We start from the raw sequence: 13,515 nt of genomic DNA on the forward strand, positions 1-13,515 counted from the left end.
ATCGGGTCGATCGGGTCGCCGCGCTGTCAGCGGCGCGCGAGGCGACGGAGCCGCGAGAGCAGCACGACGCCTCCGGCGGAGACCAGGAGGACTCCGCCGATCAGGAGACCGATCGGCGAGCCCTCGCCGCCGGTCCGCGCGATGCGGTCGGTGGTGGGCCGCGCCGCGCTCGTTCCGATGGCCGCAGCGGAGTCGCCTCCGGCAGCGGTGTCGGAAGCTCCGGGCATCGGAACGCCGGGCGCCGGGATGCCGGGCGCCGGGGTGCCGGGCGTCTCCCCGGGAGCGGCGACGTCGACGAGGTACACCCCGTCGGCACGGTAGTCGAGTGCGCCGTCGAATCCCGCCCCGGCGCCGGTGAGCTCCACCGCGTCGAACGTCGTGTCGGCGGCACGCGCGCCGTACGCGATCAGCCGCAGGGGAGAGGTCGGAGCCTCCGCGGGAAGGTCGACGCGCAGGGTGCCTCCGAGCGTGGCGGTGCCCGCGATCGAGAGGGCCGGCGCTGCGTTCTCGACCGACAGCTCGAGCGCGGCATCCTTCGCCTGCGTGAAGTCGCCGCCCACGGCGAGCCCGGAGGTCGCCTCGACGAGCGATCCGCCGGTGACCGAGAGGTCGCCCGTGCCGAGGGCCGTCGGGGAGGTCGCCTGCACGATGCCGTCGTCGACGATGGTGCCGCCGGTGTAGGTGTTCTCGCCCGACAGGACGAGGGTGCCGGAGCCGTCCTTCGTCAGCGACCCGGCACCGTCGATGTCGTTGCGCCACTCGTCGGCTGCGGCGAAGCCGCCGGAGCCGGCATCCATCGTCACCGTGACATCGGTGTCGAAGGCGCCGTAGCCGTTCGACGCCTCGAACAGGTTGAGTCGTCCCCAGCCCTCGGGGTCGTCGAGCACGGCGTGGCCGGAGTCGATGGCGGTGGAGTGGAGCACCCAGCGGCGCTGCTCGGCGTCGAGGTAGGGCAGCCGGTGCTCGAGCAGCACTTCGGCGCCGGCCGGGACGCGTGCGGGCAGGCCGGCGATGCCCGTGCTCGGCAGCCCGTAGGTCATGCGATCGCGGTACTGCTGCGCGAGCGCGTCGTAGTCGGCATCGTCGAGCGTGGATGTGGATGCCGGGGCGGGCAGCGTGTCGATCAGACCCTGCGCCTCGGCCGACGCGGCGGCGCGCAGCTCGGCGTTCGCGGGATCGTTCAGGCTTGCGGCGGCGAGGGCGGTCGCCAGCACGCGACCGCCGATGACGTCGAGCGAGGAGTGCATCCCGGCAACGATGCGGCTGTCGCCGATCTCGGCGGCGTTCGCGATCAGGAGGTCCTGGTACTGCGGCGCCGCGTCGGCGAGGGCGAACGAGGCGAGGTAGGCGGCGTTGGTGTGACCGCTCGGAAAGCCGCCGTCGCTCGCCGCCTCGCTGTCGGGCTTTCGCACCGGCATCAGCGCGGGGACGATGATCGAGTCGTCCACCCAGCGGAAGGGTCGCTTGTAGCTGAAGAAGTTCTTCGACGGGTTCGACGAGGCCGAGGGACCGCGCACCGTGTCGACGAGCGCGACGACCGAGCCGAGCTCGGAGTTCGGGTCTGCCCAGCGGCCCGACGCGTTGCCGGCGTCGTCGTAGCGCACCGTCGTGGCGTCGGCGGGGATGGCGTCGGGGATCGTGGTGCCGGCATTCATCGCCTGGCGGAACGCGGAGGCTGCCGGGCCGAGTCCGTCGATGGCGCTGTAGCTCTGATGACGGCGGTCGAAGATCCACGCGGCGGTCTCGTCCGCTGCGGTACGGGTGCGCGCGACCTCCACGTTGCGCGCGATGTTGGCGTCGAGCACCGCCGCGCCGGCATCCGTCGCCCGGCCGGTGTCCCAGGTGGCTCCCGGCTGCCAGAGGTCGAGCATTCCCGAGAGCACACCGATCGCGGGGTTCGTCTCGGGCGTGGTGTTGGCGGAGCTGTTCGCGGTGTAGACGTCGACGAACGTGCCGTAGGGAGCGGCGTGCGGTGCGATCGCGTTCTCGTCGAGCAGATCGCCGGCGGCCGCGTTCGCGGGCGCGGCGACGCCGAGAGCGAGGGTCGTGACGGCGAGCGCCGCCACGGCCAGGGGGATGCCCGTGCGGCGCCGGGATGGATCGGAAGCAGAGGGAGCGAGGTGCATGCAGCGTCCTTCGGATGCGGGGGGAGAATCGCGCCCCCAGCCCGGGCGGGCGGGGGTTGCGGGCGACTCTCGCACGCTAGGAAGCGGCGCGCAACGATCGGTGGCCGCGGCGTGAACGGCCGGTGTCGCCCCCTCGCCCGCCGTCAGTCCAGAACGTCGGCAAGGTCGTAGGCGGCGACGGTCTCGAGCTGGTCGAACGTGCACGAGCGGGCGTCCCGGTCGTGGCGCCAGCGCTCGAACTGGACCGTGTGCCGGAACCGCCGACCCTCGAGCTGGTCGTAGCGCACCTCGAGCACGAGCTCGGGTCGCAGCCTCACGAATGAGACATCCTTCGACGATGCGAAGCGCGAGCGGTCGGATTCGCCGGTGACCGCCGCCCCGGCGGCATCCCGCTCGACCAGCGGCTCGAGCTCGTCGATCAGCTCACGGCGCCGCTTGTCGCTCCACGCGGACACCCCGCCGACCCCGTGCAGCTCGCCGTCATCGCCGTACAGCCCGACGAGCAGTGAGCCGACCCCGGTGCCGGACTTGTGGATGCGGTATCCGATCGCGACGACGTCCGCCATGCGGGCATGCTTGATCTTGAGCATCGTGCGCTTGCCCGGGGCGTAGGGCTGATCCACGGGCTTGGCGACGACGCCGTCGAGGCCGGCGCCTTCGAACTCCGCGAGCCAGCGACGCGCGGTGCGCACGTCGTCGGTCGCGCGCGTCACGTGGATCGGATCGGGCACGTCGCGCAGCAGCTCGACGAGTTCCTCACGCCGCCGCGAGAAGGGCTCGGCCTGCAGGTCTCGCTCGCCGCGGGCCAGGAGATCGAACGCGATGAACATGGCAGGTGTCTGCTCGCTCAGCAGCGCCACTCGCGAGGCCGCGGGGTGGATCCGCTGCGAGAGAGCCTCCCACTGCAGCCGCCGGCCGGCACCGGTGTCGGTGGCCACGACGATCTCACCGTCGATGAGGCACGGCTCGGGGAGCAGCCTCGAGAAGGCGTCGACGAGCTCGGGGAAGTACCGGGTGAGCGGCTTCGAACCGCGGCTTCCGATCTCGACCCTCTCGCCGACCCAGGAGACGATCGCGCGGAACCCGTCCCACTTCGGCTCGAACGACAGCCCCGCGCCGCGGGGGCCGGCATCCGGAATGGCGGGCACCGCTTTGGCCAGCATCGGGGCGGGGATGTCGTACGTCATCGCGGTCCCTCAGGCGCGCAGCTGCTCGCGCGGCTTCGGTCGGGCCCAGCGGGCGGGCAGGTTCGGCCCGTCCCACACCTGCACGATGCCCCACACGACGGCGGTGATCGGGACGGCGAGCAGGGTGCCCAGGATGCCGCCGATCGCGGTGCCGGCGGTCAGTGCGACGAGCACGACGAACGAGTGCAGCTTCATCGTGCGGCCCATGAGGACCGGCTGCAGGAAGTTGCCCTCGAGCTGGTTGACGAGCACGACGGCACCGACGACGAGGACCGCGTTGAGCGGGCCGTTCGCGACGAGTGCGACGAGCGCGGCCAGGATGCCGGCGAGCGTCGCACCGACGATCGGGATGAAGGCCAGGAGGAAGACGAGCACGGCCAGGGGGATGGCGAGCGGAACCTGGAGGGCGAGCAGCGCGATGAAGATGCCGACCGCGTCGACGAAGGCGACGGCGGCGGTGCCGCGGATGTAGGAGCCGAGCACCACGACCGTCTTGTCGCCGATACGGCGAGCCCGCTGCTCGTTCGCCCCGCGGAACGGGCGCAGCAGGAACTCCCACATGCGCGGGCCGTCCTTGAGGAAGAAGAACAGGATCACCACCATCAGCACCGCGCCGGTGATGAAGGTCGCGACCGCGCTCACGCCGGCTATGGCGCCCGATCCGAACTGAGCGCTGGTGACGAAGTCGCCGAGGGCGCCCAGCCACTCGTCGATCTGCTTCTGATCGATCGAGAAGGGCAGCGTCTGCGCCCAGGCGACGAGCTGCTGGAATCCTTCCTCGGCCTGGGAGTACAGGTCGTCCCACTGGTCGCGGACCGCCCACACGATGAGCCACGAGAGGCCGCTGAGCAGCAGCACGATCGTGAGCAGGGTGATGATCGTCGCCAGCAGCGACGGCACGCCGTGCCGACGCATCCAGCTCATGGCCGGCGCGAACGCGCACGCGAAGATGAGCGCGAGGATCAGGGGGATCGCGACGACCGACACCTGGCGCAGCACGTAGACGACGCCGATCGCGAGGATCACCAGGACGATGATCTGCACTCCGCGGATGGCCAGCCGCCCGAAGCCGTCGGCCCACAGGCCTGCGGGAGGTCGCTCGGCGTCGCGGTCGATGGCATCCGCCAGCACGATCTCGGGCCGCGGTCTCCGTCGGAACAGGCTCATGACGACGACGCTAGCGGACCGCGACGCCCCTGACGCGGGGTTGCGCTCGAGGCGCTCGCGGGGCAGGGCAGCGGCGACGGCGGTCACGTCCGCGGCTCCTCCCGTTCACCGACCCGTCGCTCAGGTGTCGGCGGGTGGACACCTGCGCCGACCACCGTTGAAGGGCCGCCCGCACGCGGCGGCTTTCGCACCTCCCCCCAGATACGAAAGAGGATCTCCATGCAACGGAGAGCGCACACGCGCGCCTGCACATTGACGGCGACGAGCATCGTCACCGGCCTCGCCCTCGCGTCGGCACCCGCCATCGCCGCGGGCGCGACCGAGGCCGACCCGGCATCCCTTCCGAAGAACGTCATCCTGATGATCTCGGACGGCGCGGGCTACAACCAGTTCGACGCCGCGAGCCTCTACGAACACGGAACGAGCGCGCACCAGGTCACCGTCGATCCCGCGACCGGCGCGATCGCGCACGAGGCGGCCACGCCCGGTCAGGCCTACGAGACCTGGCCCGTTCAGGTCGCCCAGTCGCACTACTCGGCCTCGGGTCGGGCGGAGTACGTCACCGAGAAGGCGTGGGGGGACTTCGACTGGGTCGCTTCGGGCGCCACCGACTCCGCGGCAGCGGGCACGGCGCTCGGAACCGGTGTGAAGACGAACAACGGGACCCTCGGCTTCGAGCCGGGCGGGGACCGCCTGCTCACCGTCGGCGAGCAGGCGCAGGAGGTCGGCAAGAAGGTCGGGCTCGTCACCTCCGTGCCCTTCAACCACGCCACCCCCGCGGGCTTCATCGCCCACAACGCCGACCGCAACGACTACCAGGGCCTGGCGGCGGAGATGATCGACAGCGGCGTGGACGTCCTCATGGGCGGCGGACACCCGATGTACACCGACGGACACCAGTCGCGTGCCGCCGACTGGACCTGGATCGCGCAGAACGACTACGAGCGGGTGTCGACGGGCGCCACGCCCTACAGCTTCATCGACGACAGAGCCGACTTCGAAGCTCTCGCCGCAGGCACCGCCGTCCCCGAGAAGGTGTTCGGCCTCGCGCAGGTGGCCGAGACGCTGCAGTACAACCGTCCCGGTCTCGCCAACGATGCCGTGCTGCCGTACACCGATCCCGCGAACGACGTCCCCGACCTGGACACGCTCGCTCGCGGCGCGCTCAACGTGCTCGACACGGGCGACGAGGGCTTCTTCCTCATGGTCGAGGGTGGGGCGGTCGACTGGGCCGGCCACGCGAACCAGACCACGCGCCTGATCGAGGAGCAGATCGCCTTCAACGACGCCGTCGAGGCCGTCGAGGCGTGGGTCGAGGAGAACAGCAGCTGGGACGAGACGCTCGTCGTCGTCACCGCAGACCACGAGACCGGCTACCTCGCGGGTGCGGGCGCCGGTCCCGAGGCCGGATGGACGCCGATGTCGGGAACGGCGGGTCAGCTGCCGGACCTCACCTGGCACTCGGGTGGACACACCAACGCGCTCGTTCCGCTCTTCGCCAAGGGCGCCGGGGCCGAGGTGCTCGAGGCGCGCGCCGATCAGTGGGACGTCGTCCGCGGCGCCTATCTCGACAACACCGCGATCGGCGAGACGATCTTCGACTTCCTCGGACACGGCGAGCGCAGCTCGGCGGATGCGGTGGCGCTCGAGGCCACGGTCGCGGGACATCAGGCGGAGGGGGCCCTGCGCCTGAGCGTCGCCGGCCACGGCGAGCGGGTGTCGTTCAGCGGTTCGGGGGAGGGGCTCGACGCCACTCTGCCGCTCGTGACGGTCGCCGACACGCGCAATGAGGTCCGCGCTCAGGGACGCGGTTGGACGCTCGCGGGCTCCGCGACCGATTTCGTCGCGGGCAACCGCACGCTCGCGGCGGAGAACCTCGCCTGGACGCCGCGCGTGATCCGGTCGGAGTCGGGCGCCGCCGCGGGCGGGCGCGCGACCCTCGAGGCTCCCGCGACTCTGGCGGCTGCGGACCGCACCTCGCGCCTGGGCGCGACGGTCGTGGGCGCTGATCTCGACCTGTCGATCCCCGCCGAGGCAGCTGGCGGTCGGTACGGCAGCGAGATCACGCTCACCCTGTTCGCGCAGGACTGAGCGTCCCGCGCAGCACACCCCCATCGGCGGGGGCGGGCTCCCGCCCGTCCCCGCCCACGCTCACCGGAGACACCATGCCCCGCATCCCTCTCGTCCGTGCCGTGCTGCTGGCGACCGGCGTCCTCGTCGCGCTCACGGCGTCCGCTTCGCTCACCGTCGTCCCGGCATCGGCTGCCGCGCCGGAGTCCCCCGCGATCGAGTGGGGGGTCGTCCCCGCCGACGCTGCGGGACCCGACGGCCGGGTGTCGCTGCGGCACACCATCGACCCGGGCGCCGCGATCACCGACGCCGTCGCGGTCACCAACCACTCCGCCGAACCCGCCGTCTTCGCCGTCTCCGCCGGTGACGGGCTCGTCGGCACCGACGGTGCTTACGACGTCCGCACCGATGAGCCGGAGGCGGGCGGCGCGTGGATCGATGTCGGCGGGCTCGACGGGGGGTCGCTGGCCCTGGCGGCGGGCGAGACCCGGGTGCTGCCGGTGACGATCGCCGTTCCGGCGGACGCGACGCCGGGCGATCATCCCGCGGGGATCGTCGCCGGACTCAGCACCGACGAGACGGGTGTGACGGTGACGCACCGCGTCGGCGTGCGCGTGCACCTGCAGGTTGCCGGCGAGATCGCCCCCGCGCTGCGGATCGACGCCGCCACGGCGAGCTTCACACCGTCGTGGATTCCGTTCGCGCCCGGGACCCTGACGGTCGAGTATCAGGTGACCAATACCGGCAACGTCCGGTTCGGGGCGAGCGCCGCCGCCGAGGCCGCGGGGCCGCTGGGGCTCATGCCGGGCAGGGGTGCCGGTGAAGCGCTCGAGGTGCTGCCCGGCGGATCGGCGACGCAGCGCATCGAGCTGCCGATTACGCCGCTGTTCTTCGCCGCCGGCGAGGTCGCGGTGACCCCGATCTCGCTCGGCGACGATCGCGTGCCGCTGCCCGAAGCGGCATCCTCGGGGTTCTCGACGCCGGCCGTGCCCTGGTCGTCGATCGCGGTCGTCGCGCTGGGCGCGGGAATCATCGCGCTCGTGGCGGTCATCGTGTTGCGCCGGCGCGCGCGCTGAGCCGCCGCCCACCGCGGATCAGGTGAACGCGCCGACGCCGGTGATGTCGCGGCCGAGCAACAGCGCTTGCACGCTCTCGGTCCCCTCGTAGGTGTGGATCGCCTCGATGTCGGCCATGTGCTGCATGACCCCGTTCTCGAGCAGGATGCCGTTGCCGCCGAGCAGGTCGCGCGCGACCTGGGCGATCCGCCGTGCGGCGCGGGTGTTGTGGTACTTCGCCAGGGAGGCCTGGGTCGGGCGCAGGCCGCCGGCGGTCTCGAGGTCGGCGAGGCGGCGGCAGTAGAGCTGCATCGCGGTGAGCTCGTCGAGCATCTGCGCGAGGCGCTCCTGCACCATCTGCGAACGGGCGAGCGGCCGCCCGAACTGGATGCGCTCCCCGGCATAGGTGACCGCAGCCTCGTAGCAGGCGGTCGCGTGGCCGAGCGCCGACCACGCGACCCCCGAACGGGTGGCGTAGAGGACGGTCGAGGCATCCCGGAACGACCTCGTGCCCTCCAGCACCGCGTCGGCCGGAACCCGCACGTCGCGCAGGGCCACGTGAGCCTGGTGGATGCCGCGCAGTGAAGCCTTGCCCGCGATGACGGTGCCGGTGTAGCCCGGGCGGTCCTGCTCGACCAGGAAGCAGCGCACCGAGCCGTGCAGATCATCGCCCTCATCGTCGACGCGTGCCCACACGAACGTGATGCCGCCCGAGGCGCCGTTGCCGATCCACTTCTTGGCGCCGCGGAGCACCCACTCGTCGCCTTCGCGGCGGGCGACGGTCTCGAGCGAGACCGAGTCGGAGCCGTGGTCGGGCTCGGTGAGGGCGAAGCTGCCCAGCACCTCGCCTGTCGCGAGGGGGCGCAGCCAGCGTTCCTGCTGGGCGGGCGAGCCGAACAGCGCGAGGGTGCGCAGCGCGAGCCCGCCCTGCACCGCGTGCGCCGTGCCGAGCGAGCCGTCGCCGCGTGAGATCTCCATCGTCACCAGGCCCGCCCCGAGCGGTGTGATGCGCGTCAGGTCCGCATGCTCGATGCCGTCGACGAAGAGATCGAGCTCACCCATCCGCCGGACGAGGTCGAGCGGGTAGATCGCGGAGTCCCAGGCCTGCTGCATCCGGTCGCCCACCTCGTCGACGAAGGCGCGGGCGCGGTTCCAGGCGGCCCGGTCCTCGTCGTCGACGTCGGCGAAGACGCCGTAATAGTCGGAGTCGCGGCGTCCCGTCAGGACATACGAGGCGACGCGCTCGCCGGGGAGCGCGTCGAGATCACGGTCGGCTTCATCGCTCATGACATCCAGTATCGCCCCGAATGGCACTGAGTGTCACCGGTTGCACTCAGGAGAGATCGGCGCGGAGACGGCGGGTGACCTCGGCGAGCGGCATGCGGCGGGGGAAGACGGCCACCACGACGTCGTCGGCGGCGGGCGCCTGACCGTCGGGGTGCACGCCGAAGCGATGCAGCAGGTCGTCCAGCGCGGCTTCCACCGTGGCTCGCGTGACGGCGTCGTCGCCGCGCAGGAGGCGGCGCAGGACATGGTTGTGCACCGCGGTCACCGCAGCGCTGAAGGCGACGGCCTCGGCGGCATCGAGGTCGGGCAGGCGTTCGCGCAGGTGGTCGCCGAAGAGCCGCTCGTAACGGAAGACCATGACGATCTCGCGCTCGCGCAGCGCCGGGACACCCCGCACCACGCGATACCGGCGTCGCGCCAGCTCGACATCGGCGGCGAAATGGTCGAAGGCCGCGAGGGCGGCGTCGCACACGGCCCGCCAGGGGCTCTCGTGCGGCGTCTCGAGCAGCTCGCGCAGCGTCGCGATCGCCACGTCGTGGTCGGCGAAGACCACATCGTCCTTGCCGCCGTACTGCCGGAAGAACGTCGACCGCGACAGACCCGCCGCCCGCGCGATGTCGTCGACCGAGGTGCGCTCGTACCCCTGCTCGTCGAACATCGCGACGGCCGCGGCCACCAGAGGGTCGCCGGGGGTGCGGGAGGCCTCGGTCATGGGCACCGAGCCTAGTGTCAAGTCGCTTGCCGCCGTCCGGCGCTCGGCGTTGACTGCGAAGATGACCGCGCTCTGGAAGTCCGACGTCACCGTGCCCGCCGGAACGCCGTTCGAACCCGGTCGACGCCACGACGTGATCATCGTGGGCGCGGGGCTGACCGGCCTCGCCACCGCCCTCGAGCTGGTCCGGAGCGGCATGGATGTCGCGATCGTCGAGCGCGGCGGCATCGGCGAGCTCGCCTCGGGCTCGAACACCGGCAAGATCTCGCTTCTGCAGGGCGCGACGCTGTCATCGCTCCGCCGGCACCACCCGGCATCCCTCGTCCGGGCCTACGTCGACGCGAACCGCGACGGCTTCGAGTGGATCACCCGCGCCGCGGACGAGCTCGGGGTCTCGACCACGACCCGAACCGCGTACACGCATGCGCAGGGGGCTGAGGGCGTGGCGGCCGTGACCGAGGAGTACCGGGCGGCCCGGGAGGCGGGCCTCGACGTGCGGCTCGCGGGCGCCGACGAGCTCGCCGCCAGTCCCGTCCACATGGCCAGCGCCGTCGCTCTGGATGATCAGCGCGCGATCGACCCCATGAGCCTGTTGGCGGCACTGGCGACCGCGTTCGTCGCGGCCGGAGGTCGGCTCCACCTGGGCACGGCGGTGAGCCGGGTGCGGGTCGTGCCGAGGCCGCGGGTCGACACCGAGGCGGGCCCGCTGTTCGCCGGGAAGATCGTGCTCGCCACGGGCGCCCCCATCACCGATCGGGGGCTCTACTTCGCCAAGGTGAGCGGGATGCGATCGGCGTGCGTGTCGTTCGATCTCGAGGGCGAGGTGCCCGACGGCATGTACCTGTCGGCCGACAGTCCCACCCGGTCGGTGCGCACCGCGACGGCCGCCGACGGTGCCGGCCCGGAGCGGTCACCGCAGCTCATCGTCGGCGGCGCCGGACACCCGGTCGGCCGGACCGACAGCGAGCTCGCGAAACTCGACGAGCTCATCGCGTGGGCCCGGGACACGTTCCCGGTGGGCGCGGAGACCCACCGCTGGTCGGCGCAGGACTACACCTCGCACAACCTCGTGCCGTTCATCGGCTCGATGCCGCGCTCGCTCGGTCGCGTGCGCTTCGCGACCGGCTACGCCAAGTGGGGGCTCACGAACGCGCCGGCAGCGGCCCTGCGGATCGCCAGCGAACTGCGCGGCGAGAAGATGCGCGAGCGGCCGACCTGGATGACGGTCATCGGAACGCGATTGACGGTGCCCGCAGACCTGGCGCGCGGGGTCTCCGAGAACGCGAAGGTCGGAGCCGTCGCCGCGCAGGGCTGGACCGCGGCGCTGGCCCGGTCCACCCCGGTCGCGCAGCCTGCGGAAGGCGAAGGGACCGTCGCGCAGCACCACGCCCGGCCGGTGGGCGTCTCGACGGTCGACGGTCAGACGCGGGCGGTCAGCGCGATCTGCCCGCACATGGGCGGTGTGCTCGAGTGGAACGACCTCGAGTGCACGTGGGACTGCCCGCTGCACGCGTCGCGCTTCACCCCCGACGGCGAGCGCATCGAGGGTCCCGCCTCGACGGGCCTGCGACGTCTGCGCTGACCCGAGAGGTCAGTCCCGCGCGAGCAGCTGTTCGCGCACCTGACGTCGCAGCACCTTGCCGATGAGCGACCGGGGCAGGTCGTCGACCGCGACGATGCGGCGCGGGACCTTGTACGCGGCCAGACGCGTCCGGCAGAAGTCGCGGAGCCCCTCGACGTCCAGCGAAGCGCCCTCGCGCAACACGACCGCGGCGACGACCTCCTCGCCACCGGATGAGCGGGGAGCCGCGACGACGGCCGCCGCCTCCACGTCGGGGTGCGCGTGCAGGGTGTCTTCGACCTCGCTGGGCGAGACGTTGAACCCGCCGGTGATGATCAGCTCCTTGAGCCGGTCGACGATCGTGACGAAACCGTCGGGCGAGACGACGGCGATGTCTCCGGTGCGCAGCCAGCCGCCGGGCAGCAGCGCGTCGGCGGTCTCGGCGGGGCGGCGCCAGTAGCCCGAGAACACCTGGGGACCGCGCAGGAGCAGCTCGCCCTCCTCGCCCGGTTCGCGGTCGACCGACGGGTCGTCGGGGTCGACGATGCGGATGTCCGTGCTCGGGAACGGCACCCCCACCGTGCCGGGGCGGCGCGAGGGACCCATGGGATTGCCGAGCGCGACGGGGGAGGACTCGGTCATGCCGTAGCCCTCGACGAGGAGCCCGCCCGTGGTGTCCTCCCAGCGGCGGACGGTGGCGACCGGCAGGCTCATCGCTCCCGAGATCGCGAACCGCACGCGCGAGAGGTCGATGGTGCCGCGGGATGCTGCGCGGGCGAGCTGGTCGTAGATCGGCGGCACGGCGGGGAGGAACGTCGGCGGGCTCTTCTTCGCGGCATCCGCCATGAGGCCGACGTCGAACTTCGGAAAGAGCACGAGCTTCGCTCCGATGCTCATCGCGAAGGTCAGGCAGAGCGTCATGCCGTAGGCGTGAAAGAGCGGCAGGACGCCGTAGAACGTCTCCTCGCCCTCGACGAGCCCGGGAACCCACGCGCGCCCCTGCATCGCGTTGGCCCGCAGGTTGCGGTGGCTCAGGACGGCGCCCTTGGGGATGCCGGTCGTGCCGCTGGTGTACTGCAGCAACGCCGTGTCGTCGAGGGCCGGTCCCGCCACACGACGCGACAGGGGGCGGTGGTCGACGAGCTTCGGCCAGGGCAGTGCATCCTTGGTCCGCGGCTTCGCGGTCAGCTGGGCGCGCGATTCCCGTGCTTTCGCGATCGGCAGCCGGAGCAGCATCCGCTTGCCGCGGGGGAGCGCCTCGGTGACGTCGACGCTGATGATGCGCTCGACGCGCAGATCGGTCGGGAAGTCGGCGATGGTGTCGACGGTCTTGTCCCACACGATGGCGAAGCGCGCGCCGTGGTCCTCGAACTGGTGGCGCAGCTCGCGGGCCGTGTAGAGCGGGTTGTGCTCGACGACGATCGCGCCGAGGCGCAGCGCCGCGTAGAACGCGACGACGTGCTGCGGGCAGTTGGGCAGCACGATCGCCACCCGGTCGCCCGCGGTCACCCCGAGCCGGCGCAGCCCCTCGGCGGCCCGGTCGACGTTCGCGCCGAGCTCGCGATACGTCATGGTGGCGCCGAAGAATTCCAGAGCGGTCCGATTGCCGTGCCGTTCGACGGTCGCGGCGAGCATCTCCGGCAGGGTCTGCGTCACCTCGTCGATCTCGGCGGGGACGCCGTCGGCGTAGGCCGACAGCCACGGGCGGGACTCGAGGGCGGTCATGTCCCCATCCTGCATTCCGCGGCATGCCCGCCGCTGAATACGGCCTGGGGGTTGCGTGCGCGTCAGGTGGCGACGTAGAGCACTCCGGTGATGAACAGCGTGATGATCGTCGTCCACATCACGATCGCCGCTCCCTGCCAGAGCAGGACGGTGCGCGGGGGCACTCCGGTGGCGGTCAGGGCGGCGGCGGTGAACTGCGTGGGCAGCAGAAGCGGACCGAGCAGGCTCACGCCCGGGGTGCCGTAGCGGTGGTACGCCTTCTGGAACTTCTCGCTTCGGGCCGACTTCGGCTTCTCGGGTGCCCCGCCGCGCGTCGTCACGGCCGTGCGGACACGAGCGGCCACGAGCACGACGACCGCGACGCAGACGAAGTTGCCGATGGCGCCGGCCAGCGCGGCGACGACGGGGTGGATGCCGCCGATGATGCCGATGCCCGCGGCGCCCTCGCCCTCGATGAAAGGCACAGCGCCGGCGAGGGCGACGATGACGGGCTGAAGGATGTCGGGCATCCGGGCCACGAGGTCCTGGAAGCCGAGGATGAGGTCTGCGAAGGGATTGGTCATGGATCCATCCCAGCGGCGGCCCGACGCTCACGGGAGTGCCGGGGCGTCACCGGAGTCCGGGA

At 72.0% G+C, this 13,515-nt stretch carries 10 protein-coding genes; 3 read left to right on the top strand and 7 right to left on the bottom strand.

Going from position 1 to position 13,515, the window contains the following annotated elements:
* Positions 1 to 26: 26 nt before the first annotated feature.
* From ABIC53_RS00540 to ABIC53_RS00550, 3 genes are all read right to left on the bottom strand, one after another.
* A complete protein-coding gene (locus tag ABIC53_RS00540; protein WP_274178984.1) occupies positions 27 to 2,126 on the bottom strand; it encodes a phosphatase PAP2 family protein in 2,100 nt (699 codons plus the stop codon).
* Between the two features lie 143 nt (positions 2,127 to 2,269).
* Positions 2,270 to 3,313 (bottom strand): ATP-dependent DNA ligase, encoded by a 1,044-nt coding sequence (locus ABIC53_RS00545; protein ID WP_274178983.1) that lies wholly within the window; start codon positions 3,311 to 3,313, stop codon positions 2,270 to 2,272.
* 9 nt (positions 3,314 to 3,322) lie between these two features.
* Positions 3,323 to 4,480 (bottom strand): AI-2E family transporter, encoded by a 1,158-nt coding sequence (locus ABIC53_RS00550; RefSeq protein WP_274179039.1) that lies wholly within the window; start codon positions 4,478 to 4,480, stop codon positions 3,323 to 3,325.
* A gap of 219 nt (positions 4,481 to 4,699) precedes the next feature.
* Here ABIC53_RS00550 and ABIC53_RS00555 point away from each other — a divergent pair, with 219 nt between their 5' ends.
* Both ABIC53_RS00555 and ABIC53_RS00560 read left to right on the top strand, forming a co-directional pair.
* Positions 4,700 to 6,571 (top strand): alkaline phosphatase, encoded by a 1,872-nt coding sequence (locus tag ABIC53_RS00555; RefSeq protein ID WP_274178982.1) that lies wholly within the window; start codon positions 4,700 to 4,702, stop codon positions 6,569 to 6,571.
* 74 nt (positions 6,572 to 6,645) lie between these two features.
* Positions 6,646 to 7,626 (top strand): COG1470 family protein, encoded by a 981-nt coding sequence (locus ABIC53_RS00560; protein ID WP_274178981.1) that lies wholly within the window; start codon positions 6,646 to 6,648, stop codon positions 7,624 to 7,626.
* 18 nt (positions 7,627 to 7,644) lie between these two features.
* Here the strand turns inward: ABIC53_RS00560 and ABIC53_RS00565 are convergent, their stop codons facing one another.
* The gene (locus ABIC53_RS00565) at positions 7,645 to 8,892 is read right to left on the bottom strand and encodes an acyl-CoA dehydrogenase family protein (protein WP_354449950.1); all 1,248 of its coding nucleotides are present in this window, start codon (positions 8,890 to 8,892) and stop codon (positions 7,645 to 7,647) included.
* Positions 8,893 to 8,938: 46 nt separating this feature from the next.
* Entirely contained in the window at positions 8,939 to 9,604 is a 666-nt protein-coding gene (locus ABIC53_RS00570) for a TetR/AcrR family transcriptional regulator (RefSeq protein ID WP_112617601.1), read from the bottom strand.
* 61 nt (positions 9,605 to 9,665) lie between these two features.
* Between ABIC53_RS00570 and ABIC53_RS00575 the strand changes: the two genes are divergently transcribed.
* On the top strand, positions 9,666 to 11,186 hold the full coding sequence (locus tag ABIC53_RS00575) for an FAD-dependent oxidoreductase (protein ID WP_274178979.1): 1,521 nt from the start codon (positions 9,666 to 9,668) through the stop codon (positions 11,184 to 11,186).
* 9 nt (positions 11,187 to 11,195) lie between these two features.
* Here ABIC53_RS00575 and ABIC53_RS00580 read toward each other — a convergent pair whose 3' ends face one another.
* Both ABIC53_RS00580 and ABIC53_RS00585 read right to left on the bottom strand, forming a co-directional pair.
* The gene (locus ABIC53_RS00580) at positions 11,196 to 12,890 is read right to left on the bottom strand and encodes a long-chain-fatty-acid--CoA ligase (RefSeq protein WP_274178978.1); all 1,695 of its coding nucleotides are present in this window, start codon (positions 12,888 to 12,890) and stop codon (positions 11,196 to 11,198) included.
* 62 nt (positions 12,891 to 12,952) lie between these two features.
* On the bottom strand, positions 12,953 to 13,453 hold the full coding sequence (locus ABIC53_RS00585; RefSeq protein WP_282501432.1) for a small multidrug efflux protein: 501 nt from the start codon (positions 13,451 to 13,453) through the stop codon (positions 12,953 to 12,955).
* Positions 13,454 to 13,515: the final 62 nt, after the last annotated feature.

The sequence above is a fragment of the Microbacterium sp. 1262 genome (genome assembly GCF_040544895.1).
Lineage (GTDB): Bacteria > Actinomycetota > Actinomycetes > Actinomycetales > Microbacteriaceae > Microbacterium > Microbacterium plantarum.

What these genes read in the sequence shown, in the direction of transcription:
- ABIC53_RS00540 (WP_274178984.1), bottom strand. Translation starts at nt 2,126, where the DNA reads ATGCACCTCGCTCCCTCTGCTTCCGATCCATCCCGGCGCCGCACGGGC.
- ABIC53_RS00545 (WP_274178983.1), bottom strand. Translation starts at nt 3,313, where the DNA reads ATGACGTACGACATCCCCGCCCCGATGCTGGCCAAAGCGGTGCCCGCC.
- ABIC53_RS00550 (WP_274179039.1), bottom strand. Translation starts at nt 4,480, where the DNA reads ATGAGCCTGTTCCGACGGAGACCGCGGCCCGAGATCGTGCTGGCGGAT.
- ABIC53_RS00555 (WP_274178982.1), top strand. Translation starts at nt 4,700, where the DNA reads ATGCAACGGAGAGCGCACACGCGCGCCTGCACATTGACGGCGACGAGC.
- ABIC53_RS00560 (WP_274178981.1), top strand. Translation starts at nt 6,646, where the DNA reads ATGCCCCGCATCCCTCTCGTCCGTGCCGTGCTGCTGGCGACCGGCGTC.
- ABIC53_RS00565 (WP_354449950.1), bottom strand. Translation starts at nt 8,892, where the DNA reads ATGAGCGATGAAGCCGACCGTGATCTCGACGCGCTCCCCGGCGAGCGC.
- ABIC53_RS00570 (WP_112617601.1), bottom strand. Translation starts at nt 9,604, where the DNA reads ATGACCGAGGCCTCCCGCACCCCCGGCGACCCTCTGGTGGCCGCGGCC.
- ABIC53_RS00575 (WP_274178979.1), top strand. Translation starts at nt 9,666, where the DNA reads ATGACCGCGCTCTGGAAGTCCGACGTCACCGTGCCCGCCGGAACGCCG.
- ABIC53_RS00580 (WP_274178978.1), bottom strand. Translation starts at nt 12,890, where the DNA reads ATGACCGCCCTCGAGTCCCGCCCGTGGCTGTCGGCCTACGCCGACGGC.
- ABIC53_RS00585 (WP_282501432.1), bottom strand. Translation starts at nt 13,453, where the DNA reads ATGACCAATCCCTTCGCAGACCTCATCCTCGGCTTCCAGGACCTCGTG.